Source organism: Streptomyces sp. NBC_01622, assembly GCF_045209635.1.
Lineage (GTDB): Bacteria > Actinomycetota > Actinomycetes > Streptomycetales > Streptomycetaceae > Streptomyces.
In genome coordinates this window covers 10,635,609-10,651,356 of record NZ_CP109293.1, presented here as the reverse complement: position 1 = coordinate 10,651,356, position 15,748 = coordinate 10,635,609, and the positions used below count along the sequence as shown (strand labels likewise).

General features: G+C 70.6%; 16 protein-coding genes, 1 pseudogene and 1 riboswitch. Of the genes and pseudogenes, 7 read left to right on the top strand and 10 right to left on the bottom strand.

Features of this window, described 5'->3' with window-relative positions:
- Positions 1-7 precede the first annotated feature (7 nt).
- From OH768_RS49225 to OH768_RS49215, 3 genes are all read right to left on the bottom strand, one after another.
- Entirely contained in the window at positions 8-922 is a 915-nt protein-coding gene (locus OH768_RS49225) for an SDR family oxidoreductase (RefSeq protein WP_406463732.1), read from the bottom strand.
- Between the two features lie 87 nt (positions 923-1,009).
- Positions 1,010-1,639, bottom strand: a complete 630-nt coding sequence (locus tag OH768_RS49220) for an MBL fold metallo-hydrolase (protein WP_406463731.1) — start codon at positions 1,637-1,639, stop codon at positions 1,010-1,012.
- A complete protein-coding gene (locus OH768_RS49215; RefSeq protein WP_406463730.1) occupies positions 1,639-2,727 on the bottom strand; it encodes an S-(hydroxymethyl)mycothiol dehydrogenase in 1,089 nt (362 codons plus the stop codon). The genes OH768_RS49220 and OH768_RS49215 overlap by 1 nt, the downstream gene beginning before the upstream one ends.
- 139 nt (positions 2,728-2,866) lie before the next feature.
- Between OH768_RS49215 and OH768_RS49210 the strand changes: the two genes are divergently transcribed.
- Positions 2,867-4,621 (top strand): ABC transporter ATP-binding protein, encoded by a 1,755-nt coding sequence (locus OH768_RS49210; RefSeq protein WP_406463728.1) that lies wholly within the window; start codon positions 2,867-2,869, stop codon positions 4,619-4,621.
- A 68-nt stretch (positions 4,622-4,689) separates the two neighbouring features.
- Here OH768_RS49210 and OH768_RS49205 read toward each other — a convergent pair whose 3' ends face one another.
- Positions 4,690-4,983, bottom strand: a complete 294-nt coding sequence (locus OH768_RS49205; RefSeq protein ID WP_406463726.1) for a hypothetical protein — start codon at positions 4,981-4,983, stop codon at positions 4,690-4,692.
- A gap of 170 nt (positions 4,984-5,153) precedes the next feature.
- Between OH768_RS49205 and OH768_RS49200 the strand changes: the two genes are divergently transcribed.
- A complete protein-coding gene (locus OH768_RS49200; RefSeq protein ID WP_406463724.1) occupies positions 5,154-5,519 on the top strand; it encodes a nuclear transport factor 2 family protein in 366 nt (121 codons plus the stop codon).
- A 78-nt stretch (positions 5,520-5,597) separates the two neighbouring features.
- On the opposite strand, the gene OH768_RS49195 is transcribed toward OH768_RS49200, so the two are convergent.
- Entirely contained in the window at positions 5,598-6,086 is a 489-nt protein-coding gene (locus OH768_RS49195; RefSeq protein WP_406463722.1) for a MarR family winged helix-turn-helix transcriptional regulator, read from the bottom strand.
- Between the two features lie 59 nt (positions 6,087-6,145).
- Here OH768_RS49195 and OH768_RS49190 point away from each other — a divergent pair, with 59 nt between their 5' ends.
- Together OH768_RS49190 and OH768_RS49185 are read left to right on the top strand one after the other, a co-directional pair.
- Positions 6,146-6,985, top strand: a complete 840-nt coding sequence (locus OH768_RS49190) for a hypothetical protein (protein ID WP_406463720.1) — start codon at positions 6,146-6,148, stop codon at positions 6,983-6,985.
- 28 nt (positions 6,986-7,013) lie between these two features.
- A riboswitch (ZMP/ZTP riboswitch) is annotated at positions 7,014-7,098 on the top strand.
- Positions 7,099-7,119: 21 nt separating this feature from the next.
- Positions 7,120-7,968, top strand: coding sequence for a bifunctional 5,10-methylenetetrahydrofolate dehydrogenase/5,10-methenyltetrahydrofolate cyclohydrolase (locus OH768_RS49185; protein WP_406463719.1), 849 nt, complete (start codon positions 7,120-7,122; stop codon positions 7,966-7,968).
- Here the strand turns inward: OH768_RS49185 and OH768_RS49180 are convergent, their stop codons facing one another.
- The 3 genes and pseudogenes from OH768_RS49180 to OH768_RS49170 all read right to left on the bottom strand — a co-directional run bounded on the left by OH768_RS49180 (position 7,969) and on the right by OH768_RS49170 (position 10,755).
- On the bottom strand, positions 7,969-8,241 hold the full coding sequence (locus OH768_RS49180; protein WP_406463718.1) for a hypothetical protein: 273 nt from the start codon (positions 8,239-8,241) through the stop codon (positions 7,969-7,971).
- 157 nt (positions 8,242-8,398) lie between these two features.
- A pseudogene (locus tag OH768_RS49175) lies at positions 8,399-8,893 on the bottom strand (hypothetical protein); the annotation flags it as partial.
- Positions 8,797-10,755, bottom strand: a complete 1,959-nt coding sequence (locus OH768_RS49170) for a ricin-type beta-trefoil lectin domain protein (RefSeq protein ID WP_406463716.1) — start codon at positions 10,753-10,755, stop codon at positions 8,797-8,799. The pseudogene OH768_RS49175 and the gene OH768_RS49170, both read right to left, overlap by 97 nt.
- A gap of 181 nt (positions 10,756-10,936) precedes the next feature.
- Between OH768_RS49170 and OH768_RS49165 the strand changes: the two genes are divergently transcribed.
- Positions 10,937-12,163 carry a glycosyltransferase gene (locus OH768_RS49165; RefSeq protein ID WP_406465748.1) on the top strand — a complete coding sequence of 409 codons (1,227 nt, stop codon included), beginning with the start codon at positions 10,937-10,939 and terminating at the stop codon, positions 12,161-12,163.
- On the opposite strand, the gene OH768_RS49160 is transcribed toward OH768_RS49165, so the two are convergent.
- Positions 12,160-12,558, bottom strand: coding sequence for a VOC family protein (locus OH768_RS49160; RefSeq protein WP_406463715.1), 399 nt, complete (start codon positions 12,556-12,558; stop codon positions 12,160-12,162). The two genes, OH768_RS49165 and OH768_RS49160, sit on opposite strands and share 4 nt — an antisense overlap.
- Before the next feature lie 107 nt (positions 12,559-12,665).
- Between OH768_RS49160 and OH768_RS49155 the strand changes: the two genes are divergently transcribed.
- Positions 12,666-13,640 (top strand): helix-turn-helix transcriptional regulator, encoded by a 975-nt coding sequence (locus OH768_RS49155; RefSeq protein WP_406463714.1) that lies wholly within the window; start codon positions 12,666-12,668, stop codon positions 13,638-13,640.
- On the opposite strand, the gene OH768_RS49150 is transcribed toward OH768_RS49155, so the two are convergent.
- Positions 13,637-14,302: a TetR/AcrR family transcriptional regulator gene (locus OH768_RS49150; protein ID WP_406463713.1), complete on the bottom strand. Its 666-nt coding sequence runs from the start codon at positions 14,300-14,302 to the stop codon at positions 13,637-13,639. The genes OH768_RS49155 and OH768_RS49150 overlap by 4 nt on opposite strands.
- Positions 14,303-14,466: 164 nt before the next feature.
- Here OH768_RS49150 and OH768_RS49145 point away from each other — a divergent pair, with 164 nt between their 5' ends.
- Entirely contained in the window at positions 14,467-15,714 is a 1,248-nt protein-coding gene (locus tag OH768_RS49145; protein ID WP_406463711.1) for a YncE family protein, read from the top strand.
- Positions 15,715-15,748 lie beyond the last annotated feature (34 nt).

Genomic DNA, 15,748 nt, shown 5'->3' with positions numbered 1-15,748 from the left:
ACTCACCTCACCGATACCCGGTCACGTCCGCCGGCTTCCCCACGTCCTGCACCTCCACCAGGTACCGCCACGCGTCCGGGCGGCTCCCGTCGAGGTCCGTGAAGCCGTAGACCGGGGCGAGCCCTCCGCTGGACAGCGACTGCCCGTTCCAGCGGGCGACTTGGGGGTCGGTCGCGAGGGCGGTGACGGCGCGGCCGACGTAGCGCGGGGTCTCCGAGATGGCGAAGTGGGGGACGCGGTCGAGGGCGTCGCGCCAGTTCTCCTCGCGGACGCCGAACTGGTCGAGCATGATCTCCGAGCGCAGCCAGCCCGGGGTCAGCGCCACGGCGGTGGCGCCACGCGGGCCGAGTTCGTGGCCGAGGGCGAAGGCCATGCGCAGGACGGACGACTTGGCGAGGTCGTAGAAGAAGGAGACGCGGTAGGTGTCGCGGTTGTACTCGGCGGTGCCGTCGGTGACCTCGACGACCAGGCCGCCGGGGCGGCGCAGCAGCAGGGGCAGAGCGTGGTGGCTGGTGATCGCGTGTGTCTCCACCGCGAGCCTGAGGAGCCGGAGCCCCTTGTCGAGGTCGTGCTCCCAGACCGGGGTGTCCCAGGCGAAGAGGTGCTCGCCGCCCCAGATGTCGTTGACGAGGATGTCCAGGCGGCCCTGTTCGTCGTCGATGCGGTCGACGAGGGCCTGTACGGCCGAGGGTTCGAGGTGGTCGGTGGGTACGGCGATGCCCCGGCCGCCGGCTGCGGTGACGAGGTCGGCGGTGTCCTCAATGGTCTCGGGCCGGTCGTACTCGGAGCGCCGGGCGCGGGTGGTGCGGCCGGTGACGTAGACGGTGGCGCCGGCCGCGCCCAGTTCCACGGCGATCCCGCGTCCCGCTCCGCGCGTCGCCCCCGCGACCAGCGCGACCTTGCCTTCCAGTGGGCCCGGCATGTCCGACCTCCCGTGCTCGTTCGACGTGTCTCATGTCGATCGTGCACGGGAAGCCGGACATCTTCTGTCGGGATTGCGCCCGAGGCGTCAGTGGCCCCGCGCGATCCACTCCTCCAGGTGTGCGGCCTCGGCGCCGACGGTGGTCGAGTCGCCGTGTCCGGTGAGCACCTTCGTCTCCGGCGGCAGGGTCAGGAGGCGGTCGCGGATGGAGTCGATGATGGTCGGGAAGTGGGAGTACGACCGTCCCGTGGCGCCCGGGCCGCCGTGGAAAAGGGTGTCGCCGGTGAAGACCGTGCCGAGCCCGGGGTCGTAGAGGCAGACCGCGCCGGGTGCGTGCCCCGGTGTGTGCAGGACTTTCAGGTCGGCGCCCGCGGCCTCGATCACCTGGCCGTCGGCGAGATGGGCGTCGGGGTCCCGGTCGGGGTGGGTCTGCTTCCACAGGGGCAGGTCGTCGGGGTGCAGCCAGATCGTGGCGCCGGTGCGGTCCGCGAGGGCGGGCGCGGCGTCGATGTGGTCGTTGTGGGCGTGGGTGCAGATGATGGCGGTCAGTCTGCGGTCGCCGATCGCCCGGGCGATGGCGTCTGCGTCATGGGCGGCGTCGATCACGACGACCTCGTGGTCGTCGCCGACGATCCACACGTTGTTGTCGACGTCCCAGGTGCCGCCGTCGAGCGTGAACTGCCCCGAGGTGACGAGGTGTTCGATGCGCGCGGCCATCAGAGCTCCACCACCGAACGCAGTACGTCGCCGCCGTGCATCCGCTCGAACGCCTTCTCCACCTCGTCGAGTTGTACCGTCTCGGTGACGAACGCGCCCAGGTCCAGGCGGCCTTGCTGATGCAGGTCGATCAGCATCGGGAAGTCGCGGGAGGGCAGACAGTCGCCGTACCAGGACGACTTGAGGGAACCGCCGCGCCCGAAGACGTCCAGGAGCGGGAGTTCGAGCTTCATCTCGGGCGTCGGGACGCCGACGAGGACGACCGTGCCGGCGAGATCACGGCCGTAGAAGGCCTGCTTGTACGTCTCCGGGCGGCCGACCGCCTCGATGACGACGTCGGCGCCGAAGCCGCCGGTCAGTTCGCGGATCGCCTCGACGGCGTCGGACGTCTTCGAGTTGACGGTGTGGGTGGCGCCCATCGAGCGGGCCTTCTCCAGTTTGCGGTCGTCGATGTCGACGGCGATGATCCGTGCCGCGCCCGCGAGCCGCGCCCCGGCGATCGCAGCGTCACCGACCCCGCCGCAGCCGATGACGGCGACGCTGTCGCCGCGCCCGACGTTCCCGGTGTTGATCGCCGCGCCGATACCGGCCATCACCCCGCAGCCGAGGAGACCGGCGACGGCCGGGGAGACGGTCGGGTCGACCTTGGTGCACTGTCCCGCCGCGACCAGCGTCTTGTCGGCGAAGGCGCCGATGCCGAGGGCCGGGGAGAGTTCCTGGCCTGTCGAGGCGAGGGTCATCTTCTGCTTGGCGTTGTGGGTGTTGAAGCAGTACTGCGGCCGGCCGCGCAGACAGGCCCGGCAATTACCGCACACCGCACGCCAGTTGAGGATCACGAAGTCGCCCGGGGCGACATCGGTGACGCCCTCGCCGACCGACTCCACGATCCCCGCCGCCTCGTGCCCCAGCAGGAAGGGGAAGTCGTCGCTGATGCCGCCCTGCTTGTAGTGCAGGTCGGTGTGACAGACCCCGCAGGCCTGTACCTTCACCACGGCCTCACCGGGGCCGGGGTCGGGTACGACGATCGTCTCGACCCGGACCGGTTCGTTCTTTCCCGGCGCGATCACGCCGCGCACTTCCTGCGCCATGGTCCTGAACCCTTTCGTCGATCGTTGTCCCTGCCTGAGACCCTACGCGTGACTGATCGGTAAGGGCACGACAGCGGCTCGACACCGTCGGCGGCGGCCGACGTAGCCTGAATGCTCCGACCGCATCCCGAGGAGTGCCGTGGCCATCGCAGGGACTCGGAGCGGCCCGCCGGCCTGGCGGCTGCTTCTCGACTACGTGCGGCCGCACCGCTGGGCCCTGTTGGCGGGCGCGCTGCTCTCGCTGGTCACCGGCGGCACCGGGCTGCTGCTGCCGCTGGTGGCGCGGGGACTCATCGACGATCTGTCGCACGACCGGACGATCACCGGGGCGTTGCTCGCGATGTCGGCGCTGGTGGTCGCCAACGCGGCGGTGGGCGCGCTGGGTTCGTACGTTCTGCGGCGCACCGCCGAGTCGGTGGTGCTCGGTGCGCGGCGCGCCCTGTCGTCGTATCTGCTGCGGCTGCGGATCAGCGCGGTGGACCGCAGCGAGCCCGGCGATCTGATGGCCCGCATCACCTCCGACACCACGCTGCTGCGCGAGGTCACCACCGATTCGCTGGTCGGGCTCGGCACCGAAGGGCTCATCCTCGTCGCCACGGTGGTGATGATGGGGCTGGTCGACCCCGTGCTGCTGGCCGTCACCCTCGGCGTGATCGTGGGCGCGGGCACCGTGCTCAGTGTGATCGTGCCGCGCATCAACCGGGCCAGCAGGCAGGCGCAGGACGCGATCGGTGTGATGGGTGCCTCGCTGGAACGGATCCTCGGCGCGCTGCGCACAGTGAAGGCGTCCGGCGCCGAGGACCGCGAGGAGCGCACCCTGCACGCGGCGGCCGAGGAGTCGTGGCGGCAGAGCATCCGCGCCGCCAAGTGGGCTGCGGCGGCGGGCAATACGGCCGGTCTGTCGATGCAGATCGCGTTCATCACCGTCCTCGCGGTGGGCGGAGCGCGCGTGGCGACGGGCGCGATAAATGTCGGCACGCTGGTCGCCTTCCTCCTCTACGTCTTCTACCTCATGCAGCCGATCCAGCAGGTCGTCGGCGCGATCACGCAGTACCAGACGGGCGCCGCGGCCCTCTCCCGCATCCAGGAAGCGCTCCAGCTCCCCGCCGAACCCCCGTCCCTGCCCGCCCGGTTGCCCTCCCCCGGCGCCGAACCCGCGGCCCTCGCCTTCGACGACGTCCGCTTCCGCTACGCCGACGACCTGCCCTACGTCCACCACGGCGTGACCTTCGAAGTACCGGCCCAGGGCATGACGGCGTTCGTCGGCCCGTCCGGCGCGGGCAAGACCACCGTGTTCTCCCTCATCGAGCGCTTCTACGACCCCGAGTCCGGCGCCATCACCCTCGACGGCCGGGACCTCGCGGACTGGGAGCTGTCCGGACTCCGCTCCGCCATCGGCTATGTGGAGCAGGACGCGCCGGTCCTCTCGGGCTCCCTGCGCGACAACCTGCTGCTCGGCAACCCGGACGCGAGCGAGGACGACGTCACCCGCGTGCTGAAGACGACCCGCCTCGACGGTCTGCTCGCCCGGCTCCCGAAGGGCGTCGACACCCTGGTCGGCCACCGCGGCACCCGACTCTCCGGCGGCGAACGCCAGCGCGTCGCGATCGCCCGCGCCCTGCTGCGCCACCCCCGCCTGCTGCTCCTGGACGAGGCGACCTCGCAGCTCGACGCGGTCAACGAGGCCGCCCTGCGCGACACCGTCGCCGATGTGGCCCGTACGACGACGGTCCTGGTCGTCGCGCACCGGCTGTCCACGGTGACGATGGCCGACCGGATCGTCGTCATGGACGCGGGCCGGGTCCGCGCGGTGGGCACGCACCGGGAGCTGGTGAGCGCCGACCCGCTGTACGCGGAGCTGGCGGCGACGCAGTTCCTGGCAACGGCGGGCTGATCCCGCTCCACGACTGAGGGCCGCCCGTTTCCGGACGGCCCTCAAGGTCTGCGCGCTGCGCGGTCCTGCTACTCGACGGCGGGGAGGAGTCCCGTGACCGGCGCGGCCATGTCGGTGACCTGGTGCAGCTGCTGCAAGTCGTTGAGGTGGTTCAGCACCTTCATCTGGTCGGCGACCTTCGGGAGCTGCGCCTGGTGCTCGGCGGGGATCTCGCTCACCGCGAGCGAGTCCAGCAGGGCAACCGGGCTGACCTTGCCGTCCTTGAAGGCGGGCGCGTCGGCGGCGTTCGCCATCGGCGCGACGAGGCCGGTGACCCCGACGGCGAGACCAACGGCGGCGGCAATGCGTCGTGTTGAGATCATGCCTCCAGCAACGCGGACGGTAGCCGCACGGTCACGGGCGCCGGGCACCGCTCACCCGTCAGGCGGAGCGAGCCTCTCGGTTTGCCGACCCGGGCGCGGCGGAGGAGTCTCGTAGGAGAGGCCCGCGCGGCTCGCTCCTGTTCGGGCCGCGGCCCTCCGAGGAGGTCACCATGGGCACCGCAGCACGCCCCGGCTTCGACACCGAAGCCCTGCGCCGGGGCATAGAAGATCACACAGCGGCGACACTTCTGTCGCTCTACGCCGACGACGCGGAGATCCACGTCGTCGACCACCAGACCCAGCCCAGCAACCCCAAGGTCCTGCACGGCCGGGACGAGATCGGCGCCATGCTCGACGACGTCTACAGCCGCGACATGACGCACAAACTGGAGGAGTGCGTCGTACAGGGGGACCGCGTCGCCTACAGCGAGTCCTGTCAGTACGCCGACGGGACCCGGGTCCTGGCCGAGTCGATGCTCGTGCTGGACGACGGCAAGATCACCCGGCAGACCATGATCCAGGCATGGGACGGCTAGCGGGATTGGTGCCGAAGGTCCGGGTCACCACAAGGCTGACCTGGACCTTCTCGGCCAGCACGGTACCCGCCGGCCCCACTAGGACTCGACGGCGAGCACCAGTTTCCGCAGCAGGTCTGCGAGCGTGCGCCGCTCTGCTGGGTTCAGCGCTGCGAGCAGCGCGAGCTCGCCCGCTTCCTCCGCCGCCACATGCTCCCCGAGGACCGCGTATCCGGCGTCGGTGAGCCGCACCCGCACCCGCCGCCGGTCCCCCGTCTCATGGGTACGGGTGATCAGCCCGGCCTCCTCGACGGCCGCCAGCCGCGCGGAGAGCGCCCCGCGGGTCAGCCCCAGCAGCTCCGCCAGGTGTGACGGACTCGTCTCGTACGGCGGCCCGAGCCTGCGCAGCATGAGCAGCACCTTGAACTGCCACTGCTTGAGCCCGTCGGCGTCGAGCACGTCCCGCCGCGTCCGACCGGCATGGCGGGCCAGGATGGCCAGCCGAATGAAGATCTCCTCCTTCACCGGGTCCATCCAGGCGAGTTCCTTCACCCAGAGCGCCACGTGCCGGTCGACCGAGTCCTCCACGTCTGCCTCCCGCAGTGGTTTTCTTGTGGATAGTTTTTCGCATAACTACCTTCCCCGTCATGACATCCACAGCGAACGCGGTCATCCCCGTCGAAGAACTCATCGCCGCGGCCCACGAGTTGAGCGTGACGGGACGATGGGAACGCGCCTCCCGCCTCCTGGACGCATGCACCACCGACGAACCGGACCACCGGGCGCGGATCGCCCGCGCCGCCGCCCAAGTCGCCCTGGAACAGGACTGGTTCGCGGGCACGGACACCGCGACGGCACGTATCGAAGCGGCCGGGAAGGAGTTCCCGGGCGGCGACTGGGACGTGGACTTCGCGCGGCTGCGGAACACCTACCGACGGTTGCTCGTCGTCGACGGCCGACTCCGGTTGGGCCCGGACGGGAAGGACCCGGCAGCCCTCACGTCCCTGCTCCACGAAGCGGACGCGCTGCGGGACGGCGCCCCGGACAAGGGGCGCCGGGGCTGGGCGGAGATGTACCTCGGCCTGATCACGGACAACCACTTCGCCGACCTGGCGAACGCGCCCGCCCACTACGCGTCCGCGCTGCGCGCCGCCGAGTCGGGCGACGACCCGTTGCTGGCCCGCGAGGCCCTGCGCCACCTCGGCGACCACGACCACGACGCCGGTGACCACGAACTGGCCCTGGACCGCTGGCGCCGGGCGACCACACTGGGCGCAGGCGCGGGCACGGTCCCCGGCACGCTCTCCCAGCAGTTGCTGCTCGCCGTGCTGGCCCGGGACTCCGGCGACGAGGCCGGGGCCAGGGCACTCGCGACGGAGGTCGCCCGCTGGGCGGAGGCCATCGGGGCGCCACGCCTCGCGGCACAGGCCCGGGACTTCCTGACCGGCGTCGACCCGACGCAGCCGCCCCAGCAGAGCGGGTCCTGACGGCCGTCGGACTCTCTCGGCTAGGCTGTTCGTGGGTCGTGACTGGCGCTGAGGTGGAGCACCACCGTGGAGCGGCCCACGCGGAGTCGATGCCGTGCGCCTGGGCGATTGGTCAACCAGCTCAGGAGTGGATCATGTCTCAGGCAAAGCTCATGGACGGCACGGCGCTCGCGCGGCGCATCGTCGAGGACACCGCGAAGCAGGCCGCCGACCTCAAGGAACGCACCGGTACGGCGCCCTGTCTGGCGACGGTCCTGGTCGGCGCGGACCCGGCCTCCGTCACCTACGTCCGGATGAAGCAGAGCCGCTGCCGCAAGGCCGGCATCGAGTCCCGGCACGTGGAACTCCCCGCCACCACGACCACCGCCGAACTGGTCGCGACCCTCACCGCGCTCTCCGCCGACCCCAGCGTCCACGGCATCCTGCTCCAGCACCCGATGGGCGAACACATCGACGAGCGGGCCGCGTTCGAGGCGATCGCGCCGGAGAAGGACGTCGACGGGGTCACCTTCGCGTCCTTCGCGGCGATGAGCTTCGGCCTGCCGGGCTTCGTGTCCTGCACGCCCGGCGGCATCATGCGGCTGCTCGACGAGTACGACGTCGACCCGTCCGGCAAGCGGGCCGTCGTCGTGGGCCGCAGCGCGATCCTCGGCAAGCCCGCCGGCATGCTGCTCCTGGCCCGCGACGCGACGGTCACCTACTGCCACTCCCGCACCCGCGACCTGTCGGCGGCGGTCCGCGAGGCGGACATCGTGGTCGCGGCGGTGGGGCGCCCCCGGCTGATCCGCGGCGAGGACATCAAGCCCGGAGCGGTCGTGCTCGACGCCGGCTACAACGCGGGCAACGTCGGCGACGTCGACTTCGAGTCCGCCGCCGAGCGCGCCTCGCTGATCACGCCGGTGCCGGGCGGCGTCGGCCCGATGACCATCGCCACGCTCCTGGAACAGACCGTGACGGCCGCGGCCCGGCAGCTCGGGATGTGATCAGCGCGTCCACGCGCTGCAGTCCATGACGTCCCCGGCCTTGACGCCGTACTCGGGCTGGTCCTTCGTGAAGGTGCTCCCCAGCCCGAGGACGGCGCCGGTGGCCGGATCCATGATCAGCATCGGGCGGCTGCCCGACTGCCGATACACATAAGCCTCCCCGCGCCGCCCGAGGCGGTCGGTCACCTCCCCCACAGCGGCGAGGAGTTCGGGGGTGGTCAACGGTGTCTTGCTGTACGCGGTCTCCTGGAGGTACGCCCGCAGTCCCGCCACGTCGTGCGGGGGCCGGGCCTCGGGCGGGACATCGCTCCAACTCGGCGGATACTTCGTCTCCTTGAGGACATGCCGCGACCGCCGCGGCGAGAGCGGCGAGCTGTTTGAGGGACACGGGCGTGGAGTTCGCCTGCACGACCAGGGGGCGGGGCGCCGCCACCGCGCTCAACCGCTCTATCTCCGCTCTCAACCTCCGCCGCGCCCGAGGCAACCGCATAGCCGCAGCCCACACCCAAGAACCACGGCAACCTCCTCCACACCCAGCTCCTCCCACGCCGTCGACCGCAGTACCTCCTGGTCGGCCGGGGAAAGCCGTGCCAACGCGTCATGCACCCAAGAACCGGGCGGGCTCCGCGTCAGGCCCGGCAGCCACCTGCCGCCCGTGCGCGCTCTCGTCGTTGCCCAGCCGGTCGACCGGAGGCTGCGCCAACGCCTGCTCGCCGCCTGCCTGTTGGGGTGTGCGCTGCTCGTGGCGACGGGACTGGTCGTCATCGCGCTCGCCTGGAGACACGCGTCCCGCCGGCCCTGACGACCGGCGGGACAATGCGCCACGAACTACGTCAGCGTCCACTTCTGGTTGTTCGCCGTGCCGCAGGTGTACAGGATCAGCAGGGTCCCGTTGGCCGTGGCGGCGCCGGACGCGTCCAGGCACAGGCCCGCGTTGACGTTGGTGAGGGTGCCGTCGGAGTTGGCGGTCCACTTCTGGTTGTTCTGGCCGTTGCAGTCCCAGATGACGACCTTGGTGCCGTTGGTGGTGCCGTTGTTGTAGGCGTCCAGGCACTTGTTGCCGTACACCACGAGTTCCTTGCGGGAGGTGTACGTCCAGGCCTGGTTCTGGCCGCCGTTGCAGTCCCAGATCTCGGCCTGGGTGCCGTTGGTGATGGTGTTGTTGTAGATGTCGGCGCAGCGGCCGGACCCGGTGCCGACGACGAGGGAGCCGTTCGTGCCGGGGATGGGCTGGACGTTGATCGTGCCCAGGGTGGGGAGTGAACTTCCGGTCAGGGTGAGGGAGTTGGCCGAGCCCTTGGACAGGTTGGCCTGGACCGAGATGGTGCCCGCGCTGGAGCCGGTCGGCGGGAACGAGACCGTCGTGGCCGTCTGGCCGTTGACCTGGAGGCTGCCGGTGACGGCGGTGGAACCGGTGTTGGTGTAGGTGACGTCGACGACGTTCAGGCCGGTGCTCGCCGCGCTGACGCCGGTGTACTTGCCGGTGGAGACGGCGGTGTAGTTGGTGCTCGCCGCCTCGGTGCCGCCGCTGATCTTCAGGAACACGGAGCCGCCGGCCGGGACGCTGGCCGTGTAACTCGTGCCGTAGGAACCGATGTTGGTGCGGGACCACAGGTCACGGACGGTGGCGGACGCCGTGGTCAGGCCGAGGTCGGACCAGCGGACGGTGATGTTCTGGGCGGAGGAGGTGCGGTTGAGGAGGGTGACCGCGCGGTTGCCGAGGCCCGAGAGGACCTTGCCGTAGACCTGGAGCCCTGTCGTGTCCTCGGCGACCTTGACGCCCTGGAGGCCGCGCGGGTCCTGGTCGACGGCGATGACCTCGGGGTTGGTGAGGATGCCGGTGGTCTCGGTGGTGAGGGTCGTCAGGTCGTTACCGGCCAGGAGGGGAGCGCCGGAGATCGCCCAGAGCGCCATGTGGGTGCGGTTCTGGGCGGCGGTGAGGCCGGACATGCCGACCATCAGCATGTCGGGGTCGTTGTAGTAACCCGTGTGCTGGGCGGCCGGGTGCAGGCCCTGGTCGAAGTTGGACAGCATGTTCGTCGTCGACGGCGAGTTGCCGTAGTAGATGATGTCCGTGCTCGTCCGGTACATGGGGGCCAGACCCGGGGCCCAGTTCCAGGGGTTCTGGTAGCCCCAGTTGCAGATCGAGAGGGTCAGCGCGCGGCCCGTGGTGGCGGTGGCCTTGGCGACCGAGGCGCTGAGCGCCTTGTACGCCGTCGCCGCGTCGAGGCCCTCGGCGTCGCCGCCGCACCAGTCGACCTTCACGAAGTCGAAGCCCCACTGCGAGAACTGCAGCATGTCCTGGTCGTAGTGGCCCTCGCTGCCGGTGTTGGCCGCGGCCGGACGGCCCGTCGGGTAGTAGTAGCCGCAGCCGTTCGCGCCGGCGTCCGTGTAGATGCCGGCCTTGAGGCCCTTGCTGTGGATGTAGTCGGCGATGGCACTCATCCCGCCGGGCCACTCGCTGGTGTCGACGGTGATGTTGCCCGCGCTGTCGCGGGTGCCCTGCCACCAACCCTCGTCGATGTTGATGTATTTGTAGCCGGCTGCCGGGAGGCCTGAGGCGACGAAAGCGTCGACCTGCTGCTTGATGACGCTGTAGTCGATCTTCGCGGCGAAGCTGTTCCAGGAGGCCCAGCCCATCGGGGCGGTGGGCACGGCTATCTGACGGGTCGTCGAGGCGACCGGGGCCGTCCGAAGGGGGTCCGCGGGCGCGGGTCTGGTGAAGAGAAGCAGGGTGACTGCGGCTGCGGCCATCGCGAGGACGCGCAGGACGGGGGTGCGGAACATGCGGCTCCTTTGCCGATATCTCGAACAAGGATCGGGCAACCGAACGAAACGGCGCGCTGAAAGTAGAGCCACCGGAGGGTGAAGTCAACGGCTGTGACACGAGGGACAGTTGGAATCCCCGCGGGAATCCCCCACTCCTCGGCCACCGGACGGGATACTGACCGGCGTGCGCGTAGCGATCATGACGGCGGGATCCCGGGGCGATGTGGCCCCTTACACCGGACTCGGGCATGCCCTGGTCCGGGCGGGGCACGAGGTCACCCTTGTCACCCACGGAGGTTTCGCACCCCTGGTGGCGGGTTCGGGTGTCGGTTTCCATCCTCTTCCGGTCGATCCCCGGGCCGAGTTGGAGTCCTCACGGGGGCGCGCACTGCATCGCAGCGCCTCGGGCGGGGCCAAGTTGCTGCGGGTGGTCGCGATGGCGCGGGCACTGGTCGGGCGGATGACCGACGATCTGCTGACGGCCGCGCGGGCGAGTGATGTGCTGCTGCTGTCCAGCTCGTTGGGGCCGCTGGGGCATGCCATCGCCGAGGGACTGTCGTTGCCGAGCATGGGCGTGTACCTCCAACCCCTCGCGCCCACAAGGGAGTTCGCACCGCCGGTGCTCGGCGGCGGCTCCTGGGGCACGGTCGGCAACCGGGTCGCCGGGCACGGAGTGAACCGGGCGGTGGAGCACGTCTTCGCCACCGCCGTACCGGAGGTGCGCTCCCGCCTGGGCCTGACCCGCACGCGTCCCGGCACCGCGCTCCGGTCCCGGGAAGCGCACAACTGGCCCGTCCAGCACGGCTTCAGCCCGCTGATCGTGCCCCGTCCGGCCGACTGGCGGCCCGGGCTCACGGTGGCCGGCTACTGGTGGCCGTACGACACAGACGCCCAACTCCCGCCCGAACTGCGGGACTTCCTCGACTCCGGGCCGGCTCCGGTCTTCGTGGGGCTCGGCAGCGCCACCGTGCCCGATCCCGAGCGGCTGAGTGCCGAGATCGTGCGCGCGCTGCGCCGGGCCGGGCTGCGCGGGGTGATCCAGCGGGGTTGGGGCGGCCTCGAAGCGGCCGGAGACGATGTCCTGAGCATCGGCGAGATGCCGCATTCGGCGCTGTTCCCGCGGATGGCGGCCGTCGTCCATCACTGCGGTGCCGGCACGACCGCGGCCGGGCTGCGCGCCGGGGTGCCGGCCGTGCCGGTGCCGATCCAGTTCGACGAGGGCTTCTGGGCCGCCCGCCTGGTCGCCCTGCGCGTGGCGCCCCGCGCCGTACCGCTGCGCGGCCTCACCGTCGACACCCTGTCCGCCGCACTCGTACGGGCCACCCGCGACCCCGCCCACACCGAGCGGGCGCGGGCCCTCGGCGCCCGGGTGCGTGCCGAGGACGGTACGGCTCCCGTGCTCGCCGCCCTCGACAAACTGACCTAGCGCTGCTGTCGTGCCACGGCCTCGGGGGTGACCGGCGTGAAGAAGTTGATCAGGTTGCCGTCGGGGTCGCGGAAGAGGAGGGAGCGGTTGCCCCAGGGCATCGTCGTCGGCTTCTGGACGATCTCGCAGTCGAGGGGTGCCAGGCGCTCCCATTCGGCGTCGACGTCCGCGACGCGGAACTCGGTGATCACCGAGCGGTTGGCGGCGGGCTGTGCGGAGCCGGTGCCGAAGAGGGCCACGGTGCGGGTGCTGGCGACCGCCAACGTGCAGGCGGGGGTGGCGAGTTCGGCGAAGTCGGGGGTCGACCAGGTGGCGGTGACGCCGGTGGCCTGTTCGTAGAACCCGACGAGACGGGCGACGTCGTCGGTGATGACACGGATCGAGACGAAGTTCATGGCGGTTTCCTGTCGGAGGTCGTGTGCGGTGCCGGACGAAGCGGCGTCCCTCACGCTAGGACCGATACCGGACAGCTTCCGCCCGGTATCCGAGGCAGACTTTCGGGGTGACCACATCGACCGCGCGCGTGCTGGCCCTGCTGGAGATCCTCCAGGGCGGCGGTCTACGTACCGTCCCCGACCTGGCCGCCCGGCTGGGCGTCGACGAACGCACGGTCCGCCGCTACGTCGGTCATCTGCTGGAGCTGGGCGTACCGGTCGACTCGGTACGCGGTCGCTACGGCGGCTATCGGCTCGCTCCCGGCTATCGGATGCCGCCACTGATGTTCACGGACGAGGAGGCCCTCGCCGTGGTGCTCGGACTGCTGGCCGGCCGGAGGGCGGGGCTCGTCACCACGTCGGCCGCGGCGGGCGAGAGCGCCACGGCGAAACTGCTGCGGGTCCTGCCCGCCGCCCTGCGCCGACGGCTCGACGCCCTGCTCGACACCGCAGACTTCACCGCGCGACCGCGTGCCGCCACCGCCCCGGAGACCGAGGTACTGCTCGAACTCGCCGAGGCCGCGCTCCACCGACGGCCGGTGGAGATCGGCTACACCGACCGGAAGGGCCGCACCAGCGACCGTACGGTCCTGCCGTACGGTCTGGTGGCGCATGCCGGACGCTGGTATCTGACCGGCGCCGACGCGGCCGACGGCGAGGTCCGCACCTTCCGCCTGGACCGTGTCACCGCGCTGCGCGTGCTCTCCGGCTCGTTCGAGGTGCCGGCGGAGTTCGACCCGGCGGCCATGGTGCTGGACAGCCTCGCGCGCACGCCCTGGACGCACGACGTGTCACTGCGGATCCGGGGCAGTGCGGAGCACATTCGCGGGCATCTCCCGGCCGGGATCGCCACCGTGACCACGCCCGACGAGGGCACCGACTGGGTCCGGGTCCGGATCCGGGCCGAGCGGCTGGACTGGATTCCGCCCGTCCTCGCCGCCCTCGACCGCCCGTTCGTCGTCGAACGCCCCGCCGCCCTGCGCGATCTCGTCCGCGCGCTGGCCCGCCGCCTGGACGAGTACGCGACCGACGAGCCGGCCTAGGACTGGTCCTGACCGCTCCAGCCCTGTGGCTGCATGATGCCCACGAGCTGTCGGACGAGTTCGTCGACGATCTCGTCCAGCGTGGCGTCGACCCAGCCCGCGCTCCAGTCGTGGAGGAGGCCGTTGACGCTGCCGATGAACGCCGTCGCGGCGATGCGGTAGTCGCGCCGCGCCGCCTCCCCGCGCTGGGCCGCGGCCCTCGCCTCGCCGCGGATGAGGTTGATCCAGCGGGCGCGGCGGGCCAGCCGCTGTTCCTCGAGGCGTGGGCTGACGCCGATGATCTCGACGAAGGTGATGCGGATGCGGCGCGGGTCGCCGGTGACGTTCGCGGCGTAGGCGTGGAAGATCGCGGTCGCCCGCTCGACGAGCGGCAGACCGTCGGCGGCGGCGAGCGCGGCCAGCACGGCCTTCTCGGCCCAGTCGTTGACCTGGAGGTGGAGCGCGGCCAGCACGTCTTCCAGGCTGCGGAACTCTTCGTAGAACTGCCGGGTGGACAGCCCCGCGGCCTCGCTGAGCGCGGCGACGGTCGTGCCGCGGTAGCCGGGGGTGTCGCCGAAGAGCTGGAGCGCGGCGTCCAGGAAGCGTCCGCGTCGCTCGGCCTGCCGCTGCTCGGCGGACTTGCCGCCGTAACGACCGGTCGGCGCCTTGAGCCTGCCCGCCACTGTCACACCTCTATCTTGTCGACCATCGGCCAATCTTGTCGTGTCCGCAGTCTTGCGGAGAAGAGTGCCCTTCCTTACTTTTCAGTAAGTTCATTCTGAATTCGCGCGTGTTCAGAATTCTTCACATCCTCCGGCACCCTCTCACCTCACAGAAGAGAGCAGTCATGCCTGCCTTCAGACCCAGGCACCTTTGCTCCATGGCCGCCGCCCTCGTCCTGACCGTAGCCGCTCCTGCGACGGCCGCCACAGCCGACTCCTCCGCCGCTCTGCGCGAGGTGCTGTTCGTCGGCAACAACTGGGACGGCACCGCGGACGTCATCAAGTCCACCGGCGACTTCGCGAAGATCGGGGAGATCAACATCGTCCCCGACAAAGCGGCACGGCTGGCGGAGATCAACGCCGATCCGATCAAGTGGATCTACTACACGTCCATCCACAACGAGGTCGGACAGGGACACGACCAGTACGTGGACGACATGTACTCCACGCCGGACGGCAAGTCCCTCGTCGTCTCCCGCCCCAGCTTCGCCGACGTCGTGTCGATCAATCTCGCCACCGACACCATCAACTGGCGTTTCCCGGTGGCCGGTTACCGCGCCGACCACATGGCGGTCTCCCCCGACGGCACCCGCGTCGCGGTCTCGGCCTCGACCGCCGACAAGGTGCAGGTGCTGGACATCAACACCGGCGCCGAACTGGGTGAGTTCGCCACCGGCGACAAGCCGCACGAGAACTTCTTCACCAACGGCGGCAGGTACATCTGGAACATGTCGATCGGCGAGGTCACCACCTCCCTCGACGATCCGGCCTGGGACTGGACCAAGGGCGACCGGCACATCACCGTCGTCGACGCCACCACGTTCAAGCAGGTCAAGATCATCGACATGCGGGACCGGCTGGACGCGATCGGCCTCACGAACTTCTCCGACGCGGTCCGCCCGGCCGCCTTCACGCCGGACTGGTCCAAGCTGTACTTCCAGGTGTCGTTCTTCAACGGCTTCCTGGAGTACGACGTCGCCACCGACAAGATCACCCGCGTGAAGACGCTCCCGGCGAACCCCGCGACCAGCACGGACCGCACCACCTGGCTGCTCGACTCACGTCATCACGGCATCTCGATGAACCCCGAGGGCACCAAGCTGTGCGTCGCCGGGACGATGGACAACTACGCGACGGTCGTGGACCGGGCCACCCTGCAGGAAGGTCCGCTGGTCACGGCGTCCACGCCGTACTGGGCGACCGTGAGCGGTGACGGCAAGGACTGCATCATCTCGGAGGCCGGCGCCGACCAGGTGACGGCCATCGACTTCGCCACCGGCCAGAAGGTGCTCTCCGTTCCGGTGGGCGACCATCCGCAGCGCGTACGGCTGGGTCATGTGCAGGCCGACTGGACGAGCCCGTCCGCGAGCTGAGCGACCGTCAACGGCACCGGTCCCCGAGGGGACC

Coding starts and splice junctions, on each gene's coding strand:
- OH768_RS49200 (WP_406463724.1), top strand. CDS start 5,154: ATGGGCACCGCAGCACGCCCCGGCTTCGACACCGAAGCCCTGCGCCGG.
- OH768_RS49205 (WP_406463726.1), bottom strand. CDS start 4,983: ATGATCTCAACACGACGCATTGCCGCCGCCGTTGGTCTCGCCGTCGGG.
- OH768_RS49185 (WP_406463719.1), top strand. CDS start 7,120: ATGTCTCAGGCAAAGCTCATGGACGGCACGGCGCTCGCGCGGCGCATC.
- OH768_RS49225 (WP_406463732.1), bottom strand. CDS start 922: ATGCCGGGCCCACTGGAAGGCAAGGTCGCGCTGGTCGCGGGGGCGACG.
- OH768_RS49190 (WP_406463720.1), top strand. CDS start 6,146: ATGACATCCACAGCGAACGCGGTCATCCCCGTCGAAGAACTCATCGCC.
- OH768_RS49145 (WP_406463711.1), top strand. CDS start 14,467: ATGCCTGCCTTCAGACCCAGGCACCTTTGCTCCATGGCCGCCGCCCTC.
- OH768_RS49220 (WP_406463731.1), bottom strand. CDS start 1,639: ATGGCCGCGCGCATCGAACACCTCGTCACCTCGGGGCAGTTCACGCTC.
- OH768_RS49160 (WP_406463715.1), bottom strand. CDS start 12,558: ATGAACTTCGTCTCGATCCGTGTCATCACCGACGACGTCGCCCGTCTC.
- OH768_RS49170 (WP_406463716.1), bottom strand. CDS start 10,755: ATGTTCCGCACCCCCGTCCTGCGCGTCCTCGCGATGGCCGCAGCCGCA.
- OH768_RS49165 (WP_406465748.1), top strand. CDS start 10,937: ATGACGGCGGGATCCCGGGGCGATGTGGCCCCTTACACCGGACTCGGG.
- OH768_RS49215 (WP_406463730.1), bottom strand. CDS start 2,727: ATGGCGCAGGAAGTGCGCGGCGTGATCGCGCCGGGAAAGAACGAACCG.